The organism is Marinobacter sp. JSM 1782161 (assembly GCF_011421605.1).
GTDB lineage: Bacteria > Pseudomonadota > Gammaproteobacteria > Pseudomonadales > Oleiphilaceae > Marinobacter_A > Marinobacter_A bohaiensis.
This window is the reverse complement of the sequence record NZ_WSSA01000002.1, coordinates 2237231-2258517: the sequence shown is the minus strand read 5'-3', so window position 1 is coordinate 2258517 and position 21287 is coordinate 2237231. Positions and strand designations below refer to the sequence as shown.

At 63.7% G+C, this 21287-nt stretch carries 20 protein-coding genes; 8 read left to right on the top strand and 12 right to left on the bottom strand.

Annotated elements, in window-relative coordinates; genetic code table 11:
* Positions 1-15: 15 nt before the first annotated feature.
* The 3 genes from GQB00_RS10110 to GQB00_RS10100 all read right to left on the bottom strand — a co-directional run bounded on the left by GQB00_RS10110 (position 16) and on the right by GQB00_RS10100 (position 2666).
* A complete protein-coding gene (locus tag GQB00_RS10110; RefSeq protein ID WP_165856127.1) occupies positions 16-879 on the bottom strand; it encodes an isocitrate lyase/PEP mutase family protein in 864 nt (287 codons plus the stop codon).
* Between the two features lie 430 nt (positions 880-1309).
* Positions 1310-2275 (bottom strand): zinc-binding metallopeptidase family protein, encoded by a 966-nt coding sequence (locus GQB00_RS10105; protein WP_111494090.1) that lies wholly within the window; start codon positions 2273-2275, stop codon positions 1310-1312.
* Between the two features lie 184 nt (positions 2276-2459).
* Positions 2460-2666: a cold-shock protein gene (locus tag GQB00_RS10100; protein WP_111494092.1), complete on the bottom strand. Its 207-nt coding sequence runs from the start codon at positions 2664-2666 to the stop codon at positions 2460-2462.
* Positions 2667-3007: 341 nt separating this feature from the next.
* Between GQB00_RS10100 and GQB00_RS10095 the strand changes: the two genes are divergently transcribed.
* Positions 3008-3646: a LysE family translocator gene (locus GQB00_RS10095; RefSeq protein ID WP_165856126.1), complete on the top strand. Its 639-nt coding sequence runs from the start codon at positions 3008-3010 to the stop codon at positions 3644-3646.
* 43 nt (positions 3647-3689) lie between these two features.
* Here GQB00_RS10095 and GQB00_RS10090 read toward each other — a convergent pair whose 3' ends face one another.
* From GQB00_RS10090 to GQB00_RS10080, 3 genes are all read right to left on the bottom strand, one after another.
* Positions 3690-4994, bottom strand: coding sequence for a TRAP transporter large permease (locus GQB00_RS10090; RefSeq protein ID WP_165856125.1), 1305 nt, complete (start codon positions 4992-4994; stop codon positions 3690-3692).
* Complete coding sequence (locus GQB00_RS10085) at positions 4984-5478, bottom strand: TRAP transporter small permease (RefSeq protein WP_111494098.1); 495 nt, start codon at positions 5476-5478, stop codon at positions 4984-4986. Before GQB00_RS10085 ends, GQB00_RS10090 begins: the two co-directional genes overlap by 11 nt.
* 67 nt (positions 5479-5545) lie before the next feature.
* Positions 5546-6556 carry a DctP family TRAP transporter solute-binding subunit gene (locus tag GQB00_RS10080; RefSeq protein WP_111494100.1) on the bottom strand — a complete coding sequence of 337 codons (1011 nt, stop codon included), beginning with the start codon at positions 6554-6556 and terminating at the stop codon, positions 5546-5548.
* Positions 6557-6930: 374 nt separating this feature from the next.
* Between GQB00_RS10080 and GQB00_RS10075 the strand changes: the two genes are divergently transcribed.
* Complete coding sequence (locus tag GQB00_RS10075; protein ID WP_165856124.1) at positions 6931-8217, top strand: MgtC/SapB family protein; 1287 nt, start codon at positions 6931-6933, stop codon at positions 8215-8217.
* Between the two features lie 50 nt (positions 8218-8267).
* On the top strand, positions 8268-8885 hold the full coding sequence (locus tag GQB00_RS10070) for an MSMEG_1061 family FMN-dependent PPOX-type flavoprotein (protein WP_228276692.1): 618 nt from the start codon (positions 8268-8270) through the stop codon (positions 8883-8885).
* A gap of 37 nt (positions 8886-8922) precedes the next feature.
* Here GQB00_RS10070 and GQB00_RS10065 read toward each other — a convergent pair whose 3' ends face one another.
* The 3 genes from GQB00_RS10065 to GQB00_RS10055 form a co-directional block, all read right to left on the bottom strand.
* Positions 8923-9711, bottom strand: coding sequence for an NPP1 family protein (locus GQB00_RS10065; RefSeq protein WP_165856123.1), 789 nt, complete (start codon positions 9709-9711; stop codon positions 8923-8925).
* Between the two features lie 91 nt (positions 9712-9802).
* Positions 9803-10153, bottom strand: a complete 351-nt coding sequence (locus GQB00_RS10060; protein ID WP_165856122.1) for a hypothetical protein — start codon at positions 10151-10153, stop codon at positions 9803-9805.
* Between the two features lie 42 nt (positions 10154-10195).
* Entirely contained in the window at positions 10196-10726 is a 531-nt protein-coding gene (locus GQB00_RS10055; protein ID WP_165856121.1) for a GNAT family N-acetyltransferase, read from the bottom strand.
* A gap of 306 nt (positions 10727-11032) precedes the next feature.
* On the opposite strand from GQB00_RS10055, the gene GQB00_RS10050 reads away from it, so the two are divergent.
* Entirely contained in the window at positions 11033-12055 is a 1023-nt protein-coding gene (locus GQB00_RS10050) for an alpha/beta fold hydrolase (RefSeq protein WP_165856120.1), read from the top strand.
* A 64-nt stretch (positions 12056-12119) separates the two neighbouring features.
* Here the strand turns inward: GQB00_RS10050 and GQB00_RS10045 are convergent, their stop codons facing one another.
* The 3 genes from GQB00_RS10045 to GQB00_RS10035 all read right to left on the bottom strand — a co-directional run bounded on the left by GQB00_RS10045 (position 12120) and on the right by GQB00_RS10035 (position 14902).
* A complete protein-coding gene (locus tag GQB00_RS10045; protein WP_165856119.1) occupies positions 12120-12749 on the bottom strand; it encodes a hypothetical protein in 630 nt (209 codons plus the stop codon).
* A 137-nt stretch (positions 12750-12886) separates the two neighbouring features.
* Positions 12887-14266, bottom strand: a complete 1380-nt coding sequence (locus tag GQB00_RS10040; RefSeq protein WP_165856118.1) for an aspartate aminotransferase family protein — start codon at positions 14264-14266, stop codon at positions 12887-12889.
* Positions 14267-14305: 39 nt separating this feature from the next.
* Positions 14306-14902: a hypothetical protein gene (locus tag GQB00_RS10035; protein WP_165856117.1), complete on the bottom strand. Its 597-nt coding sequence runs from the start codon at positions 14900-14902 to the stop codon at positions 14306-14308.
* Positions 14903-15143: 241 nt separating this feature from the next.
* On the opposite strand from GQB00_RS10035, the gene GQB00_RS10030 reads away from it, so the two are divergent.
* The 4 genes from GQB00_RS10030 (at position 15144) to GQB00_RS10015 (ending at position 21204) form a co-directional block, all read left to right on the top strand.
* Complete coding sequence (locus tag GQB00_RS10030) at positions 15144-15458, top strand: co-chaperone GroES (protein WP_165856116.1); 315 nt, start codon at positions 15144-15146, stop codon at positions 15456-15458.
* Positions 15455-17089, top strand: coding sequence for a chaperonin GroEL (gene groL, locus GQB00_RS10025; RefSeq protein WP_165856115.1), 1635 nt, complete (start codon positions 15455-15457; stop codon positions 17087-17089). The genes GQB00_RS10030 and groL overlap by 4 nt, the downstream gene beginning before the upstream one ends.
* A 151-nt stretch (positions 17090-17240) precedes the next feature.
* Positions 17241-19559, top strand: a complete 2319-nt coding sequence (locus GQB00_RS10020; RefSeq protein WP_165856114.1) for a hypothetical protein — start codon at positions 17241-17243, stop codon at positions 19557-19559.
* A 28-nt stretch (positions 19560-19587) separates the two neighbouring features.
* The gene (locus GQB00_RS10015; RefSeq protein WP_165856113.1) at positions 19588-21204 is read left to right on the top strand and encodes a toxin-antitoxin system YwqK family antitoxin; all 1617 of its coding nucleotides are present in this window, start codon (positions 19588-19590) and stop codon (positions 21202-21204) included.
* Positions 21205-21287: the final 83 nt, after the last annotated feature.

Sequence of the window (21287 nt, the reverse complement as noted above, 5' to 3'; positions counted from 1 at the left end):
TGGTTGGCCGTACCATCACTCCTGCACGTTCATGAAACGGTGCGCCCACTCGCGGTTTTCGTCGAAGGTGGAGTAACGCTTGGAGAGTTCCGTGGCGTTGAGGGTGCCTTCGGCGATGCCGCGCTGTTCGCGCAGGCAGTCGTAGGTGGCCTTGATGGCGGCGAAGTAGGCGGCGTGGCCGTTCACCACGATGCGTACGCCGTTGGCGGCCAGGCGTTCGCGGTCGTTCAGTTCCGGATTGTCGTAGGCCACCAGCATCAGCGGGACGGCAATGTGCCGGCTGATCGCCTCCAGGTGGTCGAAGTCGGCGATGCCCACCATGCAGATGCCGTCCGCGCCTGCGGTCTGGTAAGCCTTGACCCGTTCAATGGTTTCTTCGGTGCTGAGCTGCCCGGCGTTGGTTCGGGCGATGATCGCCATGGCCGGGTCAATGCGGGCGTCCAGGGCCGCCTCGATCTTGCCGATGGCTTCCTCAACCGGAATCAGGTCCGTGGACTTATGCCCGTACTTGGGCGGCAACAGTGTGTCCTCGATGGTCAGTGCCGCCACACCGGCCCGTTCAAGCTCGGTAATGGTGCGGATCACGTTCAGGGCGTTGCCGTAGCCGTGGTCGGCGTCGGCAATGATGGGCAGGCGGGCGACCCGGCCGATGCGCGTGGCCTGCTCGACGAATTCGCTGAGGGTGATCAGGGCGAAATCGGGTGCGGCCAGCACCTGCAGCGAGGCTACCGAGCCGCCGAGGATGCCCACTTCAAAGCCCAGGTCTTCGGCGATGCGGGCCGACATGGGGTCGAAGGTGGATGCCGTGTAGTAGCAGCGATCGCTGTCGAGCAGGGCACGGAAGTCCTTGCGGAGATCGTGTTGGGACGGGGTTGCCATGGGCCTTTACTCCTTGAAAAAGGTCAGCAGCTTATCGGTGAGTGATGAAAGGAATATGTCTGTCCGGCCGGGCAGTAATGCACAGAGCGTGCCCGCGCAGCGCGTTGGCGAAACGGGGCGCGCGGACTCCGACCTTGCCGGCTCTCTGAGGCGCCGTGGCGTTCCCGACGCGGTCTGGCAGAACCGCCGGGCGCAGCGGGCCCGGGGCGCCCGTTGGGTCATGATCGGCCTGAATGGATGCGCGCAGGGTACTGGATACGCCCGACGTGATCCAGATGGTCACTTGAGCTGGAGCGGGTGGCAACCGGTATCCACAGAAACTGTGGATAACTGGGTGAGTAGTGCGGTGAAGACCGGTTGGGAACGCCGCGCCCCAAGGCTTGCGCCGGTGTGCCCGCAAATTGATCAGCACGGGACGGTCGTCTCCAGATCACAGGCCCTGGGCACCACGGCGCAGCCAGTTGTGGGCAAAGGCCAGTTTGCCTCGGGTGGCATCGGACAGCACGAAGGGATAGAGATCCGACAGACCCATCGCGCGGTTGACGTGGTTGATCGCCATGGCCAGCGATGCGGCGACATGGATCAGTCGAGCGGGGTCGGGTTCGGCGTAGGGATCCCAGTTGGGACCGGGCACCTCCGGTGAGGACAGGCCGGCGGCGATGACGCTGTCGGTGATGTCGGTCAGGTGCAGCAGGTGGGCAACGGTCTCGGCCCAGTCCTCGTGGGGGTGCGCCGAGGCGTAGCTGGTGATGAAATGCTGGCGCCAGTCGCCGGGTGGGCCGGTTTCGTAATGGCTTTGCAGGGCCGCGGTGTAATCCGAGCGTTCATCGCCGAACATGGCCCGGAAGGCTTCCAGAAAGTCTTCCCGTAAATGCAGCCGCCACCAGAGCATGTGCGCGATCTCGTGACGCATGTGCCCGATCATGGTCCGGTAGGGTTCCTGCAGGGCCTCGCGACGGCTGGTGCGCACCACGGGGTCGGCTTCGGCAACACTGATCGTGACCACGCCTTCCACGTGTCCCATGTACACCGGCGTCAGGCCCTCGGCCAGCAGGCGGAACATCGGTCGAACGCCGGGGTCTTCCGGCCGGAACCAGTGCCAGCGACCCAGGTTGTCCAGCACCCAGCGTTTGGCCGCTTCGGTTAGTGCCCAGTTGGCCATGGCCCCTTCGATCGACGGATCGGGCGCCAGCACGGTCATGGCGCAGGAACGACAGAAGGCGCCTTCTTCGGGGGCGATCCAGTTACAACCGATCACCTCGCGGTTGGCACAGAACGGCGGCATGGGCAAAAAGGCACGGGCCTGTGGATCGTAGGCGACGGGTGTGCCGTCGGCCGTGGCCAGATTGTCGAACCAGAGTGAGCCCGGACCGACCGGATTGGCGAAAACACGCATGGCGAAAGGCTTCCCGGAGAGATGTGAGTTCAGTATAGGAAGGGCTTTGGCTGTGTGTCCAAGGTATGTACGAGAGAGGGCGGGACGCTTGTGGCTACAATCTATGGCTGAAATCTATGGCTGCAAAAATGACCACAAAAAAAGGCAGCCGAAGCTGCCTTTTTCTTGAGCGAAGGTCGGCGGCTTACAGCGCGACGACGTTCTCCGCCTGCGGGCCTTTCTGGCCCTGGGTCACGGTGAACTCGACCTGCTGGCCTTCAGCCAGAGTCTTGAAACCGCCGCCCTGAATGGCGCTGTAGTGAACGAAAACGTCCGGGCCGCCTTCGCGAGTGATGAAGCCGAAGCCTTTGGTTTCGTTGAAGAACTTAACGGTACCGGTAGTGGTGGACATAATAATCTTTCCTGAAATCAATAAAAGTTTTGGTTGCTGGACATGGTCTCAATGACGATGCAGCGGGGTGCGGGAAATAATGAACACGCGGGATCAGAAACAGGACGACACACTACTACTAGGACACGTCTTATTCTTGAACGGCTTTGCTTACTCTTTCCTACGTCACGCACTGTAACCCGCTGTTTGCGAAATAGCCAACCTTTTCTTGCAACCCAGCGGCAAATCCCTATACCCGATCTGGCGTCGCTCCCGGCGGGCCCGTTCGCCGCGTAGCCTGCCGGGCGAGCGTGGGGGTGGGTTTCGCGTTAGACTCGGGGTTTTCCCGAATCGGAGGCCCCATGGAGCTGGTTACCTGGCTGACCTATGTCGGCGTGATCACCGCACTCATTGCGTTCCCGGGCCCGGTAGCCCTGCTGTGCGCCAGCCATGGCCTGCAACACGGGCACCGGCGGGCGTTTTCCACCGTGCTTGGCGGTGCGCTGGCGGCGTTGATTATGATGAGCGCGTCTGCCCTGGGGCTGGGGGCGATTCTGGCCACCTCGGAAACCGCCTTCCTGGCGCTGAAGTTCGTTGGCGGTGCCTACCTGATTTTCCTGGGCATCCAGAGCTGGCGAGCGCCCGCCGAGGCGCCGCAGTGGCAGCAGGGATCCGGGGTCGCCGCGCCTGCTTCCCGCCAGTCCCATGGGCAGCTTTTCCGCAGCGGTTTTACCGTGGGGATCAGTAACCCCAAGGATCTGCTGTTCTTCGGGGCCCTGTTTCCCGGCTTTATCGCCCTGGATCAGCCCCAGGGCTGGCAGTTTGCCATCCTGGCACTGACCTGGCTGGTGATCGATACCACTCTGATGTCTGCTTACAGCACGCTGGGGTCGCGGATGGGTCGCTGGTTCAGCAAGGCCCGGCACGTGCGCTGGTTCAATCGCGTAACCGGCAGCCTGTTCATCGGTGCCGGAGGGGCGCTGTTGCGTCTGCCGCGCTGAGCTGAGCGCTCTTCAGGCGGGAGTGCCGGAAAAGCGCTAGCCGCTACCACGGGCCCACCACATACCCGAGCTGCTCGGGCAGCCACAGGGCAATGCCCGGCACCAGCATCACCAGCAGCAGGCTGACGGCCATGGCGGCGATGAATACCAACGCCCAACCCAGGGTGTGCTCCAGGCGGATGTTGGCGACACGGGTGGTCACCATCAGGTTGACTGCCACCGGCGGGGTGAACTGGCCGATGGCGATGTTCATGGCGAGCAGGATGCCGAACCAGATCGGGTTCCAGCCAAAATGGTTCATCAGCGGCAGCACGATGGGGATCAGGATCAGGTAGATGGACACCGCGTCCAGGAGCATTCCCGCGATCAGCACCAGTACCATGACCAACCCCAGCAGTACCCAGCCATTGTCGGACAGTGACAGTAGCGCGTCGGCCAGATGCTGGAACGTACCCAGCGTCGTCCCGGCCCAGGCGAAGATGCCGGCCAGGGCGATGATGAACATCACCACGCCGGAGGTGACGGCCGCTTCGCCGATCAGCCCGAACAGGTTCTTCAGGCTCAGGTTGCGGTAGATCAGGGTGCCGACCAGCACGCCGTAGGCCACGGCAACCACCGCGGCCTCGGTGGGCGTGAACAGGCCGGAGCGCAGCCCGCCGAGGATGATGACCGGCGCAAACAGTGCCGGAATCGCCGCCTTGAAGCTGGGCCAGAAGGGCGGGCGCTCGACGGTTTCGGGATCTTCCCAGCGATGCCGGCGGGCAAAGTACAGCGCCGGTGCCAGCAGCGATACACCGGCCAGGATGCCGGGGAACAGGCCCGCCGCGAACAGGGCGCGCAGGTCCACGCCCGGCACCACGATGGAGTAGAGGATCAGGGCGATGGACGGCGGAATCAGGATCGCGGTGGACGACGACGCGGCGATCAGCGAGGCCGAGAACGGCTGTGGATAACCCGCCTTGCGCATGCTCGGCAGCATCACCATGGCCACGGCCGCCGCATCCGCCGGTCCGGAACCGCTCATGCCGCCCATGATCAGACACACCAGCACCGCGACTACCGTCAGACCGCCGTGGCGTGGACCGATGATGGCCTGGGCGAATCGCACCAGGCTGGCGGCCACGCCGGCGCGCTCGAAGATCAGCCCGGTCAGGATGAACAGCGGGATGGCGATCAGCGGGTATTTGGCGACGCTGTTGTAGGTGTTGGTGCCGAAGGTGCCCAGCATGTCCGCGGGCAGGCCGGCGAGGATGCCGACGGCGCCACCCAGACCCAGCGCAATCGCCACCGGCATGCCCAGCAGCAGGGCCAGCAGGAAGCTGCCGATCATCAGCCAGTCAGGACTCATGGATCACCTCCGGGTCTTCTTTGCCGCGCAGGCGATCGATCAGGTTCTGGGTGGTGCGGATCAGGATCGCCAGCGACAGCACGGGCAGCCAGACGACGTAGATCCAGTTGGGCAGCCCCAGTCCCGGCGAGAGGGATTCCCACTGGTATTCCTGCAGGGCAAAGGTACTGCCGTACCAGGTCATCAGGCCCAGCACCACCACGCTGGCCAGCCACTGCAGCACAAACACCGGCTTGCGGGCCCAGGCGGGCAGGGCGTGCTCGATCAGCTCGATGCGAATGTGCTGGTTGTGTCGGGCGGCCACCGCTGCGCCGGCGAAGGTCAGCAGCACCAGGCAGAACACGGAAAATTCTTCGGTGAAGGCAAAGGACGCATCCGTGGCGTAGCGCACGATGACGTTGCCCAGGCTGATCACGCAGATGGCGGTCAGGGCGAGGGTGGCCAGCCAGGCTTCGGGCCGGAACTTGGGACGACGGGACGGCATGATGACTCCGGTTCAGGGAGGGCGCCCGCCACAACGACGGGCGCCGGACGAGCTTCCGACAGCGGCTTTACTGGGGGCGGTTGGCGACCGCGTCCTGAGCCTGTTGCACCAGGTCCTCGCCGATACGCGGCGTCCACTTTTCGTAGACCGACTGGGTCGCCTCCACGAAGGCGGCGTGTTGCTCCGGCGTCAGCTCGGTGACGGTTACACCACGCTCCTTGATCGCGGCCAGGGTATCGTCGATTTCAGAGCGGGATTTCTCGATTTCCCACTGACCGGCGTCAATGGCGGCCTGCTTCAGCAGTTGCTGGTCTTCCGGGCTGAACGTTCCCCAGACCCGGTTGCTGACGGCAAACACCAGTGGATCGGCCATGTAGTGCCACAAGGTCAGATGGGTCTGGCCCACCTGGTCGATGCGCGCCACATCGAACACCGACAGCGGGTTTTCCTGACCGTCCACAGCACCGGTGGTCAGCGCCGGCTTGGCATCGGCCCAGCTCATCTGGGTGGGGTTGGCGCCCAGCGCGGTGAAGGTGTCCTGGAACAGGGGCGAACCCACCACGCGGATTTTCAGTCCGTCCAGGTCCGCCGGCGCGTCGATCGCCAGCTTGGAGTTGGACAGCTCGCGGAAACCGTTCTCGCCCCAGGCCAACGGGGTGACGCCGCGCTTCTTGATGGCGGCGAAGACGGCCTCACCGGCCTCGCCCTGGGTAATGGCGTCGATGGCGGCGTGGTCCGGCATCAGGAACGGCAGGGAAAACAGGTTCAGTTGCGGGACCTGCGGCGACCAGTTGATGGTGGAGCCCACGGCCATGTCGATCAGCCCCGAGCGCATGGCGGAGAACTCCTTGGTCTGGTCGCCGGAGACCAGCTGCGAGTTACTGTAGACCTTCAAATTGATGCGACCGTCGGAACGCTCGCGAACCAGCTCGACCCACTTGTCGGCGGCCTGGCCCCAGGGAAAGGCGGAAGGCAGCACGGTGGACACCGTGTATTCGTCCTTGTACTGGGCCGCAGCCCCGGCACTGAACAGCAGGGAGGCGGCAGCGGCCGCCAGGAGGGAGCAACGCTTGAGCATGTTGTTTTCCTTTTTGTTGGTGTCGGAACAGCCGGCGTGCGGCGATCCGTTTTCAGCGACGACAGGCGATTATAGAAAGCGGGCCGGGGGGACGCAAAAGCGCGGGTTAGTGCATGAGTAAGTGAATTAAATGCATGGTTTCGGTGATTGGGTGTGGTCCAGACAGCCCGTGACATTCATCCACAAAAACTGTGGATAACTCCGTGGGTCAGTGCAGGAAGAACGTCTGAAAGCCTTGCGAGTCGCCGCGTGAGGGCGTTCGAGCGCATTATGACCAGGTCATGGCCGGGCGCTGGTCCGTCAATCTGCACCACTCTCAGCAGCCTGTACCATACTCAGCAGCAAGACCCTTCCCGACTGGAGAGGTTTCGACCATGGAGCAGGTGGCCAGCCAGTTTCTCTCCGACAACATCACCGCGGTGCACCTGTTGGTGGCGCTAATGCTGGGCATGCTGGTGGGCCTGGAGCGGGGCTGGAGTGCGCGGGACAAGGACGCCGGCCAGCGTGTGGCCGGTATCCGCACCTTCGCGCTGATCGGCCTGCTCGGCGGCATCGCGGCGTTGCTGTCGGAGGCACTGTCATCGTGGATTTTCCCGGTGGTTTTCCTGAGCGTGTCCGGCTTGTGCGCGGTGGCTTACTGGCGGCGTAACCAGAGCCATCCGGATTACAGCATCACCGGCCTGGTGGGCCTGTTGCTCACCTTCTGTTTTGGCGGGATGGCGGTGGCGGTGGACGTGACCCTGGCGACGGCTTCGGCGGTAGTCACCGCGCTGGTGCTGGACAACAAGCGGGAGATCCACGACCTGCTGCTCAAGCTCCAGGCCAGCGAACTGGACGCGGCGCTCAAGCTCCTGCTGATCAGCGTGGTGATGCTGCCGCTGCTGCCCAACCGCTCCATGGGGCCGGGCGGGGCGCTCAACCCATACGAAATCTGGTGGATGGTGGTGCTGATCGCGTCCATCTCCTTCGTGGGGTACTTCGCGGTGCGGGTCGCCGGCACCGGCCGGGGAATCCTGTTCACCAGCCTGTTTGCGGGGCTGAGTTCGTCTACGGCACTGACCCTGCATTTTTCCCGCCAGTCGCGGGACAATGCCTCCCTCTCGCCGCAGCTGGCGTCGGGCATACTCATCGCCTGCGGCACCATGTTCCCCCGAATCCTGATCTACTGTCTGGTGATCAGTCCGGCACTGCTGGCCAGCCTGACGCTGCCGGTGGCGGTGATGGCGATCTCGCTGTATGTGCCGGCCGCGGTGATCTGGGTGCGCAACCGCCAGCGCCTGACCGTGGATCAGCCCGAATTGCACATGAACCCGCTTGATCTCAAGTCGGCGCTGTTCTTTGGCGCTCTGCTGACAGCGATCCTGCTGGTCGGCACCTGGCTGCAGGACTGGTTTGGCGATGCCGGTGTGTACCTGCTCGCGGCGACCTCGGGTGTGGCGGACGTGGACGCCATCACCCTGTCGCTGACGCGGATGTCGCAGTCGTCGATCACGGCGCAGACGGCGGTGATTGGCATTGTTCTGGCCTCGGCGGTGAACAATCTGGTGAAGTCCGCAATGGCCGCGCTGATCGGTACGCGGGCGCTGGCGCTCAGGGTGGGGCTGCCCATGTTGATGTCGTTGCTGCTGGGGCTGGTGGCGGCCCTGGTGTTTCGGGGGTGAGGCTTGAGGCTCGTGAGGTCCGGCGCGCCCCTTGGGCGGCTCGATCTGGTATGCTCGCAACCGCATCCCGTGGTCCGGAGAACAGCATGTACATCGAGTCGGAACAGCAGCTCAGGGAGCTTTACGGCTTCCCCAAGGAAAAAGCGGTCCAGAAGCAGATTGGGACGCTGGAAAAGCACAGCATTCGCTTCATCGAGCGCGCGCCGTTCCTGGTCATTGCCACCCGCGACCGTTCCGACGCCATGGATTGCTCGCCCCGGGGCGGCGAGCCGGGATTCGTCCGGGTGCTGGACAACAACACCCTGCTGATCCCTGATGCGGCCGGTAACAAACGACTCGATAGCCTGGTGAACATCCTCGATACCGGCGACATCGGCTGCATCTTCATGATTCCCGGCATCAACGAAACCGTGCGGGTCAACGGCACCGCCCGCATCTCCGTGGCCGATGAGCATCTCCGCCACTTCCCTGCCGTGGACGGCGCCGGCAATCCGGCCAAGGCCTGCATCGAGGTGACCGTGAAGGAAGTGTTCCTGCACTGCGCCCGGGCCTTCCTCAAATCCGGACTGTGGGACCAAGCGACCCATGAAGACCGTTCGATGTTCCCGGGCATGCTGGAAATGATCAACGACCAGATCGCCGCCGATCGCGCCAACGCACCGGAATAGACGGGGAGACGGGAGCGGCCGCGCGCTCCCTCCCTGGTTACTGTGTTTGTTGGACGTTGGCTGCGGTAAACGCGGGATAACCACCCGGTCTTGCCTCATTGAGGTTGCCCAGGAAATTGTCGTCCCGCATCGGCACGCTGGCTGAGCCGTAGTCGAAGCTGTTCAGGTTGTTGCGCAGGGTTGCGTTGGCAACGCCGTCGCCGGTCATGGTGTACCAACTGGTGATCACCGGAGTGACGAACGAACCGTAGGGATTCTCCGCCGCTTCGTCGGTCTTGGCGAAGCGCAGGGCGTGGGTGGCCACGCCGTCCTTGTGATAGACGATCTTCAGGTGCCCGTTCTGTTGCGGCAGGTTGGCAATGGCGTCGGTGGTCATGTCGCCGTGGGCGCTGTAGCTGCCGTGGGTGACGACGCCGTTGGTGGTCCAGACCGCGGCATGCTCCCAGTCGTGGCGATGGCCGCTCTGGATGCCGGCGAGGATCTGGTCCTTGAGGAAATACAGGCTGAAGAAATGCCCGCAGTACTCCGAACCGCCACTGGTGATGCAAGCATAGCGGTGCAGGGTGTTCGAGGTATCCAGGAAGTTGTTGTCGCGGCAGCCGCCGGTCAGGCTGCCGGATGGATTCAGGCCACCGTTTTGCGCCCCACTGCGGCTGATGCCGGCGCTGGGCAGGCAGCCGTCGGTATCGAAATCGAACACCGGGGCAATGCGGGCGGCATCCGCACCGCTGGGCAGCGCCTGTTCGAGGGCGATGAAGCTATCCGCCGATGCGAGCGGTGACAGAGCCAGGGCGGGTATCAGGAACCCAAAGCGAATCGATGACATGGTCAAGCCTCCTCCGTGATATGGCGATCAATCCCACGAAGAAGGGTAGCAATGGCGTGTAACGATCCGGTTTCAGGCGGATGGCATCCGATCAGTGGGTCGGACTGTCCGGCACGTCCTCGGAGAAATAGGTGCGCATCCAGTCGTACAGGGTATCCACCGTCACGTCCGTGAGCGACATGTGCTCGAACTCGTTACCGGCTTCCTCCTCCAGGGTGGAGAACTGGTAGAGCAGCAGCCCCGGCTTTTCATCGTGGAGGATCAGGTTGATGCGCCGGCGGGTGCGCAGGCAGTCGATGGTCATGGCGTCGGCGGGAATGCCCATCTCGCGCATGCCGCGACGCACGCCCACCACCGGGTTGATGGTCTGGTACGCCTGCTGGATGCGGGCGTGGGCCTCGCTGGCCATATCGGAAAGGGATTTCAGGGCGGCTTCGGACATTGCGCTCTCCTTTAACGACAGCCGGCAGGGTAACAGAACCGCTCACCGTTCGAGAGTGAGGTCACCATTGATCCGGTAGACGTAGCGGATGTCTTCCAGAGTGGTTCCGTCAATCTCGAAGGTGCCACGCGTTGCCGGTTCCGCCACGAAACCCGCCCGGGAGTAGAACCGGATGGCCCGTTCATTGCCGGCAATGACCCACAGGCTGACCGAGCGGTAGCCACTGCCCCGCAGCCGCTTGAGGGCCGCCAGCCACAGCCGTCGACCGGCGCCGGACGACCAGGCGCCGGGGTGGACATAGATCGACCAGATCTCGGCGCGGTCGCCGGGTGCGCCCTGATCCCGGCAGGGGCCATAGGCAATGAACCCCAGGATCCGCGCGTCTCGGCGGGCCACCAGCAGTTGCCCGGGAAAACGGGTCAGGAAATCCTGCCACTGGCCGGCCCGCTTCTCGACGGACAGGGACGCGAGGTAGGCGGCCGGTAGAAACGCCTGATAGGCCACCTGCCAGGTCTCGACATGGACGGCCGCGATGGCGTGGCAATCGTTCAGGGTGGCGGATTCGATACGCATGGGCGCTCGCGAAAGGATTGAGGAAGTCATTCGTCCGCGACGGCGACGATCATTCCCGAGGTGGCCGTAGGTTCCATTCGGGGCAGGACGGTCTCTTTCAACGTTATCGGGGCTGGCGCGGAAAGCCAAATGGAACAAGTCAAAAAGATGCGTGTCACAACGACTGCTTGCGTGGTCCGGCGGACGTGAGGTGAGCCTGAAATGGCTATCCCGGTGCCGGAACAACATATTTCTCAGCTGAAGGATAAGCCGATGAACGTTAACCGTAGCGCCTCCTCCTCGCATAAACGCCTTTCCGGATCCCTGATGTCACGAGTCAACGCCTCGCTGGGTGCGCTGGTGCTGGGAGCCGCCATGCCGGCGGCTGCCGAAACCACGGAAACGCCCGAATACGGCGGTAAGCTGGAAGGCTTTGAGTATCCCTATCCGGTGAAACGGTTCCAGTTCACCTCCCAGCGCCAGGATCTGCAGATGGCCTACCAGGATGTTGCGGCGGAGGACCCGAACGGCCGCACCGTGGTACTGCTGCATGGCAAGAACTTTTGCGCCGCCACCTGGGAAGACTCCATCGAGCGGCTGACGGATGCCGGCTATCGGGTGATCGCCCCCGACCAGATCGGCTTCTGCAAATCCACCAAGCCCGAGGCCTACCAGTTCAGCTTCCACCAGCTGGCGTCCAACACCCACGCGCTGCTGGACAGCCTCGACATCGACAACGTCACCATCATGGGGCACTCCATGGGCGGTATGCTGGCCAGCCGTTACGCCCTGATGTATCCGGAGCAGACCGAACAGCTGGTGATGGTGAACCCCATTGGCCTGGAGGACTGGAAGGCCAAAGGCGTGCCCTACCAGCCCATCGACGAGGGCTATGCGGCGGAGAAGAAGAAAGACGCCGAGGGCATCCGCAACTATCAGCGTTCCACCTATTACGTCGGCCACTGGGAGCCGGGCTACGATCGCTGGGTCAATATGCTGGCGGGGATGTACGCCGGCGAGGACGGCGACCGCGTCGCCTGGAACCAGACCCTGACCTCCGACATGGTGTTTACCCAGCCGGTGGTGCACGAGTTCGACCGGATCCAGGTGCCGACGCTGTTGCTGATCGGCGAGAAAGACAACACCGCGATCGGTAAGGGGCGCGCGTCCGATGCGGTCCGCCAGACCCTGGGGCGCTATGAGGTACTGGGCGAGCGGGCGGCCGAACGCATTCCGGATGCGACCCTGGTGGAGTGGCCGGACCTGGGGCACTCACCGCACATCCAGAAGCCGGACCTGTTCCACGAAGCGCTGCTGGAAGGCCTGGCCGAGGTGGATACGACGCATTAACGCCGCATGAATGCCCGGACGGTCTACCGGGGAAGCAGACCGTCCGGGCGCCCGAAAAAGCGGCTTATTCCTGTTTTTCCACCGACAGGGCCACCGCCGCGGTCGTCCGGATCACCACTTCCCGACCCACCTGATCCTCGCTCAGCGCCACATCCGGGCGCACGGGAACCTCGGCCTCTGAGCCATCCGGAAACATCAGCGTGGCGGTGTGGTTGGCCAGGTCGACACCGGTGACCAGCGCGGTAATCTCGGTGGTCGCGCCGGCAAAGCCGGCCGGTTTCCCGCCTTCCTCGGCACGTGCGGCAAGGCCGGCGGCGCCGTCGTTGGCCATCTCGCCCAGCTCGCGCAGGAAGACCACGGTTTCCTCGGCATACTCCACGTTGACCCGGTCGCCTTGTTCCACCTGATTGAAGTTCACCGCTTCCGGGCCGATGGTGATGGTCTTTTCTCCCCCGTTGTCATCCACCAGGGTGACGCTGCGTTCGCTGTAATCGATGGCTTTCACGGTCGCGCTGATGCGGGCCGTTCGGCGTTGTATGCCGCCGGGTACGCCTGGCTCGGTGACGACCGATTCTTCCACGTCGGCGGTCATGGGTTTGGGCGGTTCGTCCGGCGTGCCGGCGCAGGCCGCGAGCAGTATGGCAGTGCAGGCGACCGTGGCGACCCGCGTCGCTCGAAGGGTGTGGCTGGGCATGGTGAGTCTCCCGTTATAAGGATCCATTGGCGGTCTGGGGCGTCCATTCGCTGACAGGCAGAAAGGCGACACGGCGGGAGTCATGAAGCGTCAGCAAATTCAGTATAGGTGCCCTGCGGGAGGAATGCCCGGGGAGCCTACAGACTCGATGTGACGTCGTGCAGGGCCCGGTCCAGGCGCTCGACTATGGTGTCGATTTCCTGCTCCGAAGCCGTCAGGGCCGGGCTGAAGTTCAGCACGTTGTTGAAGCCGGGCACGCAGCGGTTGGTTCGGCCGATTAGCAGGCCGTGCGCCTTGCAGCTGGCGACAATCGCCATGGGGATGGCTTCGTCCACCGGTTGCCTGGAGTGCCGGTCCGACACCAGCTCGATGCCCTGGAACAGCCCCTTGCCGCGCACGTCGCCAATCAACGGATAGCGGCCGGCCAGGTCCAGGAATCCGGCCCTCAGCCGTTCGCCCCGGCGGGCGCTGTTCTCCACCAGCCCCTCGCGTTCGATGATCGACAGGTTGGCCAGGGCGGCGGCCTGGGAGGCGAGGCAGCCGCCAAAAGTGGAAATGTCGCGGAAGTAGCCCAGGTGATCGCCTTCGGCTTCCCGCAACAGCTCGTAGACGCGCTCGGTGGTGACCGTACAGGAAATCGCCGCGTAGCCGGACGCCACGCCCTTGGCCATGGTGACGATGTCCGGCGTGATGCCGTCGTGCTGGTAACCGAACCAGGCGCCGGTACGGCCCATGCCGCAGACCACCTCGTCCAGGATCAGCAGGACGCCGTGGCGGTCGCAGATATCACGCACGGCCTGCAGGTAGCCGGCCGGCGGGGGAATGACGCCGCCGCCGGCGGTGATGGGCTCGATGATCACCGCGCCCACTGTATCCGGCCCCTCCCGCAGGATGACGTCTTCCAGGGCCTGGGCGGCCCGCGCCCCAAAGTCCTCGACCGCGCCGTAGGGATTGCGGTACTCGCAGCAGTGGGGGAACTCCACGAAGCCCGGCACGAAGGGGCCGAACTGTTCGCGGCGCTCCGACTGACCGGTGGCGCTGAGAGCGGCCAGGGTGGTGCCGTGGTAATCGCGCTCGCGATAGAGGATCTTGTGCTTGCGCCCGCCGTAGTGCTTGTGGGCGATCTGTCGCACCATCTTGAAGGCTTTCTCGTTGGCCTCCGAGCCGGAGCTGGAATAGTAGACGCGGCTCATGCCCGGCATCTTGTCCAGCAGCCGCCCGGCGAACGCCGAGGCGGGCTTGCTGGCCATGGAGCCGGCGAAATAGTTGAGCTCCAGGAGCTGCTGGTGGACCGCGTCGGCGATCTCGCGCCGGCCGTAGCCGACGTTGGTCACCCACACGCCGCCGGATGTGGCGTCCAGGTAGGCCTTGCCGTCACTGTCCCAGAGCGTCAGCCCCTCGCCGCGGACAAACATCGTCAGCCCCGAGTCCGCGGCCTGTCCGGGCGTCATGTGATGCCAGACGTGGGTCCTGTCCCAGGTTTTCAGAGCTTCGACATCCTGATCGAAGGTAGTCATGGTTCCATGCTCCGTTGGGCCGGTCGCGGGGCGGCCGGGTCAGTGCAGTTGGCGGCCGTCGTCCAGGCTGATTCCCAGCGCCCGCAGTTGCTCGGCCAGACGCTCGTCGCCGGAGGTCAGCCATTGCCGGTAAAGCGTCAGCACGTCCCGGGCGCTGCGGCCCGGATGGCGGGTACAGGCGCGGGCGGCAAGATCGAGAAAGGCGGCGAAGCGTTCCGACAGTTCGGCGAATACATGGCGGCCGCTGGCGGCGTTGTCGGCCAGGTAGTCGTAGGCGCCACCGCCCATGCCTACGAAATAATCCTGCCGGAAGCCCTTGCGGGCGTAGCGTTCCGGGAACAGCGCGCCGATGAACAGGGCCTGGTCGCCCAACTGGCGCAGGATCAGGCAGCGCTCGTGATCCGCGGCGGCTTCGTGAGCGTCCTTGTACAGCAGCGCCAGGGGGCGCAAGCCCAGCTGGCCCTCCTCGTAGCTGAACAACTGGCGGCTATCGCCCAGGCGAGCCAGAACCGAGCCCACGTACCAGAGGGTGTCTTCCTCGGGACGAGGTTCCAGGGCGTCGGCGCAATCGGTCAGCCGTTCCCGGAAGTAGTCTCCCAGTGTGCGCTCGAAGGTTTGTACGGCCGGTTCCCGCATATCGACACCTCCCGCCGGTTGGCCTCTCTTTGACTATAAAACAGCCAATGGCCAATTCAAGGCATAAACGACACGGCGGATAGAGAAAAACGGTTTAAACATCCCTGGTCGTCGCCTCTTGAAAGCGGCTCCGCTGCACCTATTTTGCGATTCGATGGGCGGCGATTGCGCCGATCCCGGCAACGCTGTTTTCAGGGGCTGGCCCGCCCAAGAACGGGCCACTGTTCAGGAGGAAGACTCAATGCAGATCAGACCGCTCTATGACCGGGTGGTTGTTCGTCGACTGGAAGCCGAAACCCTTAGCCGAGGCGGGATACTGATCCCGGAAAAGTCGGCTGAGAAGCCCACCCAGGGCGAAGTGCTGGCCGTGGGAGAGGGCGCGTTGCGGGACAATGGCGAACGCCAGCCAATGACCGTCAAGGTGGGTGACCGCGTGCTGTTTGCGAAGTTCGCCGGAACCGGGATCACGTTGGACGACGACACCTGCCTGGTCGTTCGCGAATCCGACATTCTCGCTGTGATTGAAGACGCGCAGGCGCAGGAGCACGCGGCATGACCACGAAAACCATCAAATTTTCGCAAAGCGCCCGCGAGCGCATGCTGGCGGGTGTGAATACTCTGGCGGACGCGGTGAAAGTCACCATGGGGCCGAAAGGTCGCAATGTGATTCTCGACAAGGGATACGGCGCGCCCCGGGTGACCAAGGATGGCGTGTCGGTGGCCAGGGAAATCCAGCTCAAGGACAAGTTCGAGAACATGGGCGCCCAGATGGTCAAGGAAGTGGCCTCGAAAACCGCCGAACTGGCGGGCGACGGCACGACCACCGCGACCCTGCTGGCTCAGGCCATCGTGCGCGAAGGGCATAAGGCTGTCGCCGCCGGCATGAACCCGATGGATCTGAAACGCGGTATCGACCTGGCCGCGGTTGCGGCCGTGGAGGAACTCAAGCAGCTCGCCCGGCCCTGCAGCGACAGCAAGGCCATCGGCCAGGTGGCCACGGTCTCCGCCAACTGGGACACCGCCATCGGCGACATCCTGGCGAAGGCCATGGATCAGGTCGGCCGCGGTGGCGTGATTACGGTGGAAGAGGGCAAATCCCTGGACAACGAGCTGGACGTGGTGGAGGGCATGCAGTTCGACCGTGGCTACCTGTCACCCTACTTCATCACCAGCCAGGACCGTATGCAGGCGGAACTGGACAGCCCCTACGTGCTGCTGTTCGACAGGAAGATCGGCAACATCCGTGACCTCTTGCCGATCCTGGAAGCCGTCGCCAAGGCGGGCAAACCGCTGCTGCTGATCGCCGAAGACGTCGAGGGCGAAGCCCTGGCCACGCTGGTGGTGAACAACCTGCGTGGCATCCTCAAGACCGCCGCGGTGAAAGCGCCGGGCTTCGGTGACCGGCGCAAGGCGATGCTGCAGGATATTGCCACGCTCACCGGCGGTGAAGTGATCTCCGAGGACGTCGGGCTGTCGCTGGAACAGGTCCAGTTGGATCAGCTCGGATCGGCCAAGCGCGTGGTGATCACCAAGGAGCACACCATCATCGTCGACGGCGCCGGCAGCAAGCCGGACATCGAGGCCCGCGTGACCCAGATCCGCAAGGAGATCGAGGCCTCCAAATCCGACTATGACCGGGAGAAGCTGCAGGAACGGGTGGCCAAACTGTCCGGCGGGGTGGCGGTGATCAAGGTGGGTGCAGCCACGGAAATGGAAATGAAGGAGAAAAAGGACCTTGTGGACGACGCCCTGCACGCCACACGAGCCGCCGTCGAGGAAGGCATCGTACCGGGCGGCGGCACCGCGCTGATCCGGGCTGCGGATGCGGTGCGCAAGGCCGAACTCAACGCCGTCAACGAAGACCAGAGGGCCGGTATCCGCATCGCCCTGCGGGCCATGGAAGAGCCGTTCCGCCAGATCGTGGTGAACGCCGGCGTGGACGCCAGCGTGGTGCTGGACAAAGTGCGCGCCAACGACAGCGTGAGTTGGGGCTACAACGCCCAGACCGAGGACTACGGCGACATGCTCGCCATGGGCATCCTCGACCCGGCCAAGGTCACCCGCACCGCGCTGCAGAACGCCGCGTCCGTGGCTGGCATGATGCTGACCACCGAAGCGATGGTCAGCGACGCCCAGGAGGAGAAAAAGGCATCCCGTGCTCATGAGATGCCGGACTACGATTTCTAGTCGCAGCCGCAAAACAGTTTTCAAGGGGCTCTCTGAGCCCCTTTTTTTGTTGTTGCCGCCAGGTTTCGGTTTCCCCCGCCTGCCCCTTGGCAGGCAGCTTGTGTAGACTCGTCCCCGCCAAGGATCCAGAACCGATAAGGAAATCAGGAAGATGACAAGGAAGACGTCCGTTGGCGTCCTGCTGGCCGTTGTCGTAGCGGTTGGCGTGGGGGCGCTTGTGTATTGGCAAAGCCGCGAGAGACTAACCTTCAGCCCCGACATCGGGGAAGCCCACTCCTACAGTCTTCATTACCAGCTTGATCTGGCGCCGGAGCGCTCGGGCGCGCGTCTGCCTGTCGGTGACATGACGCTGGACGCCTCGTCCCGCAGTACCGTGACCGGGCGGAATGGGGAGACTTTCGTGGTCGAGACCGGACTGGAAACCCTGGTCTTCCGGAATGACGGGCGTGAGGTGCTGAATACCAGTGATTTCGATAATGACTCGGGTCGTCGGGGAGCGCTCGTTCGCCTGCTGAAGAGCGGATTGCGGGAGACTGTTGATCAACGCGGTGTCGCGCGTGATACGGAGTTTGTCGACACCGAGGCCTTCGAGTCGATTAAGGGCGAGGTTCCGGCCGATGCGCTTGTTCAACTGAAACAGAGCATGGCGCAAATGGAGCTGGTTCATGGTGGACTGCCGGAACAGCCATTGAAGGCCGGTTTGCAATGGCAGGCGCCGGCGGTGACCGGCAACGCCGACAGCGTCGCCATACCCGCCATGACGTTCACCGTGGCTGACGTCGGAGAAGATGCCATTACCGTGAACGCCACCACTCAGGCCGAAGGCGGTAAGGCGGAGCCGGTTGGTTACATTGTCTTCGAGCGTCATTCCGGCTGGCCTTTGCAGGCCACGCTCGATTTCTCTGTACGGACGCATCTTATGGAGGAGCCGGTCAGCGCACACACGCGGATCGAGCTCAACCGCGATGACCAGCCGTCTTCACGGGCCGACTTTGAATACGAACACTTCGTGCGCACGGGACTGCTGGGCTTCCCGATGGATCTGCGTGATGAGGGTGCCCGTCGCTATTTCCTGCCCCCCTACGATGTCAAATCGCCTGACGACGTGCTCGATCGGGTGAACCATGAACTGATGTGGTTCCCGCCGGAGGACGGCGAAGCGAGAGGGCTGGACGTGCCGTCGGAGTTGCTTTTGCAGAACATGGTTGAGCCCCTGCGGGTAACGGCCCTGAGTCTGCTGGACAGCGATGGCGAGCCAGTCAGCGATCAGGCCGCGCCGAACGAGCGCTTCGATCTGCGGAGCCATGTCTATTCAAGCTGGTCGTCCACCGGGGAGTCATCGGCGCCGTTATTGGCTCATCCGTTGGCCGACGATCAGCTCCAGGCCCTTGATCGCATAAGGATGGAGGTTGAGGTCGACGTGCCCGGGAAGGTCATCGAAGCGGCCCTCAAACCCAGCGATGCCGCCGTGTCACTGGGCGACGGCGTGACGGTGGCCGTGGAAAGCTGGCAGCCCAACCAGGTAGTGCTGCGGGTATCGCGCCCCGACGGCTTCCCGGTACTGGACTGGGCGTTTCTGGCGGCGGTTCCTGTCGATGGCGCGGGTACGGATATCCCGAGCTTCCAGTATACGTCGTCCAATACCGTGCTCGAGCGACTGCGAGCCTCGCCGGCGTTTGTCGACCGCGAGGCGGACGAAGACCTGGTGGTGGACATGGTCGACGCGCTGCGGCTGAAAAGTCCGGTCGCCCGTCACGGTGACAAGCTGATTACCATCGACGCGCCGTCGCCGGTCGCCTCGGTTCGGCTGTTGCGATCCCCGCACGAAACCCGATCCCAGACCTGGATTGCCCGCAATGGCAGTTTCATCTCGAGTGGCGGCCCCGTGGTGGGGCAGCGCACGGTGCCCGAGGAACAGGTATCGGGTCATGCGTTCCCGGAGCTGGACATGCAGGATGCTGCGATCGATGGTGTCGCCCGCCATCAGCTCATGCTGAAGGTGCCTGGCGATGATCCCGCCCGCTGTGAGGCTCGGGTTGAAGCGCCCGATCGTTATCGCGGTCACACCCTGTCACTGGATCGGCGCGGCTATGGCCCGAACCTCCAACTGACCACGGACAACGGTCTGCTGTTCTTCTATGACCTGTCTGTGGACGTCAGTCTTCGCTGCGTGACGCGGATCGAGATGGCGACACTCGACGTCGATGGAAGCGATCTGATCGAGCGTGTTGGTCCCAGCACCGTCAAGCTCACCAACGCGGCAAGCCGCCAGTTTGATCGCATTGCGAGGATGTCCGGGGTGCGGGTCGTGCCGGTGGGGCGCAATGCCAATGGCGAGGCGCTGCAGCCGTTGGAGCCGGTCGAAGCTGGGCAGCTGCGTTTCTGGGGGGAGGTTAAGACCCTGACCCTGCCGCAGGTCCGGGCCAGCGAAAGCCGTACCCTCCAGGCAACTTTCGAACCTCTGCCGTAACCCCGAACATGATGGAAAGGACGCAATCATGCGATTACTGCTTCTGCTTCTGACATTGGCCTTTGCGCTGCCGGCCTTGGCCGGCCAGCGGGTCTGGCTCAATGCATCCGAAGACTTCTACGACCCGGCCGATCCCAATGACCGGCAGGTCTACTACATCACGCTGCCGCTGGAAAAAGCGGCGGACGGTGAGAAATACACCGTGGCGATGTATCACGCCAACGGCGCACTGGCCATGGAGGGCTTTGCGCCCGATCCCGAGTGGACCAACCGGGCGCTGATCGGTGCATTCCAGACCTACTACGACGATGGCTCACCGGGGGCGTCCGGTCGCTACAAGCCACAGCAGCAGGACTGCGGCTGCGGGCATCGTCACTCCGTCCAGGACGGACGCTTCGCCGCCTACTACCAGAACGGTCAGCTTCAGTACGACAGAACCTACGTGGATGGCGTCCTGCAGGACGGTGACTACCAGGAGTTTGACGAGCAGGGCCGGGTCACCCGGGAGTACACCTACCGCAATGGCGGCTATGACGGCGTGGTCAAGGAGTATGAGCAGGGTCGGCTTGTCCAGGAAACCCATTACCAGGATGGCCAGCGTGAAGGGCTGCTGGTTCGTTACGAGGCGGGTGAGCCGGTGTTCCGCAAGATGTATCGGAACAACAAGGCCAATGGCGAAGAGGTCAGCTTGAAGGATGGCCGTAAGCGCCGGGTGTATCAGTACGTCGATGGCCTCAAACGGGGCGTCCAGAAGGAGTATCACGCCAACGGCGTGCTCAAGGAAATCTGGGTCGCCGGTGAGCGGTCGCTGCCGGTGGGGGAGCATGCCTTCTACAACGAGCAGGGCGTGCGCACCCGCCTGATCGACACCAAACGCAATGAGCGCGGAGACGAACTGGCCGAAACGGATCTGCAGTACGACGACCAGGGCCGTCTTACCTATCGACGGGTGGAGCGGGACGATTATCGCCTGACGGAAAAGTACGACGAGGCGGGCGAGCTCGTCGAACGTTCCGAGCGGGATGAGAACGGGCGCCAGGGGCTATACCTGCGCGACGGTTACGGCCATATCCGCGCTCATTACGTCGACAGCGAGTTGCATGGAGCGTATCGGGAAACGTCCAGTAATGGCGCGACCACGGAGGGTCACTACGTCCATGACAGGAAAAATGGCCTCTGGGTGGATGAGCGGGCTGACGGCTCCCGGGTCGAGACCCACTACCGCATGGGCGTGAAGCACGGTGCTTACGCGGTCTATGACGCTGACGGCAAGCGGGTCCAGCACGCGAATTACGTCGACGGCGAGCTGGATGGAAACGTGGATATCGTCAGCGGTTACGGTCGTCGCGTGGTGGCGGGATTCAGGCAAGGCGAGCGGCATGGTGACTTCCGGGCCTACACCGACGATGGCCGCCTGATCGAGAAAGGCCATTACGTCAACGGCGAGCCGGACGGAGCCCTTTACTCCTTCAGCCGCGATGGCCGGATGGAAAAGAAAGAGTCCTACAGCAACGGGACGCCGGACGGTGAGTGGCTGCAGACCAGCTACGACGGCGCCATCGTCAGCCGCAAGGTCTACCGTCAGGGCGATCTCGTCACCGAGATGACGCGCGAAGACAGGGGGCGGTCGTCGAGCCTCTTCTGAGGCCCACGGTATCACTGCAAACAGGGACTGGCCGTGCAGCCCGGGCGGGCGCATGGCTCATGCATCAGGAAGACGTGCTTTTC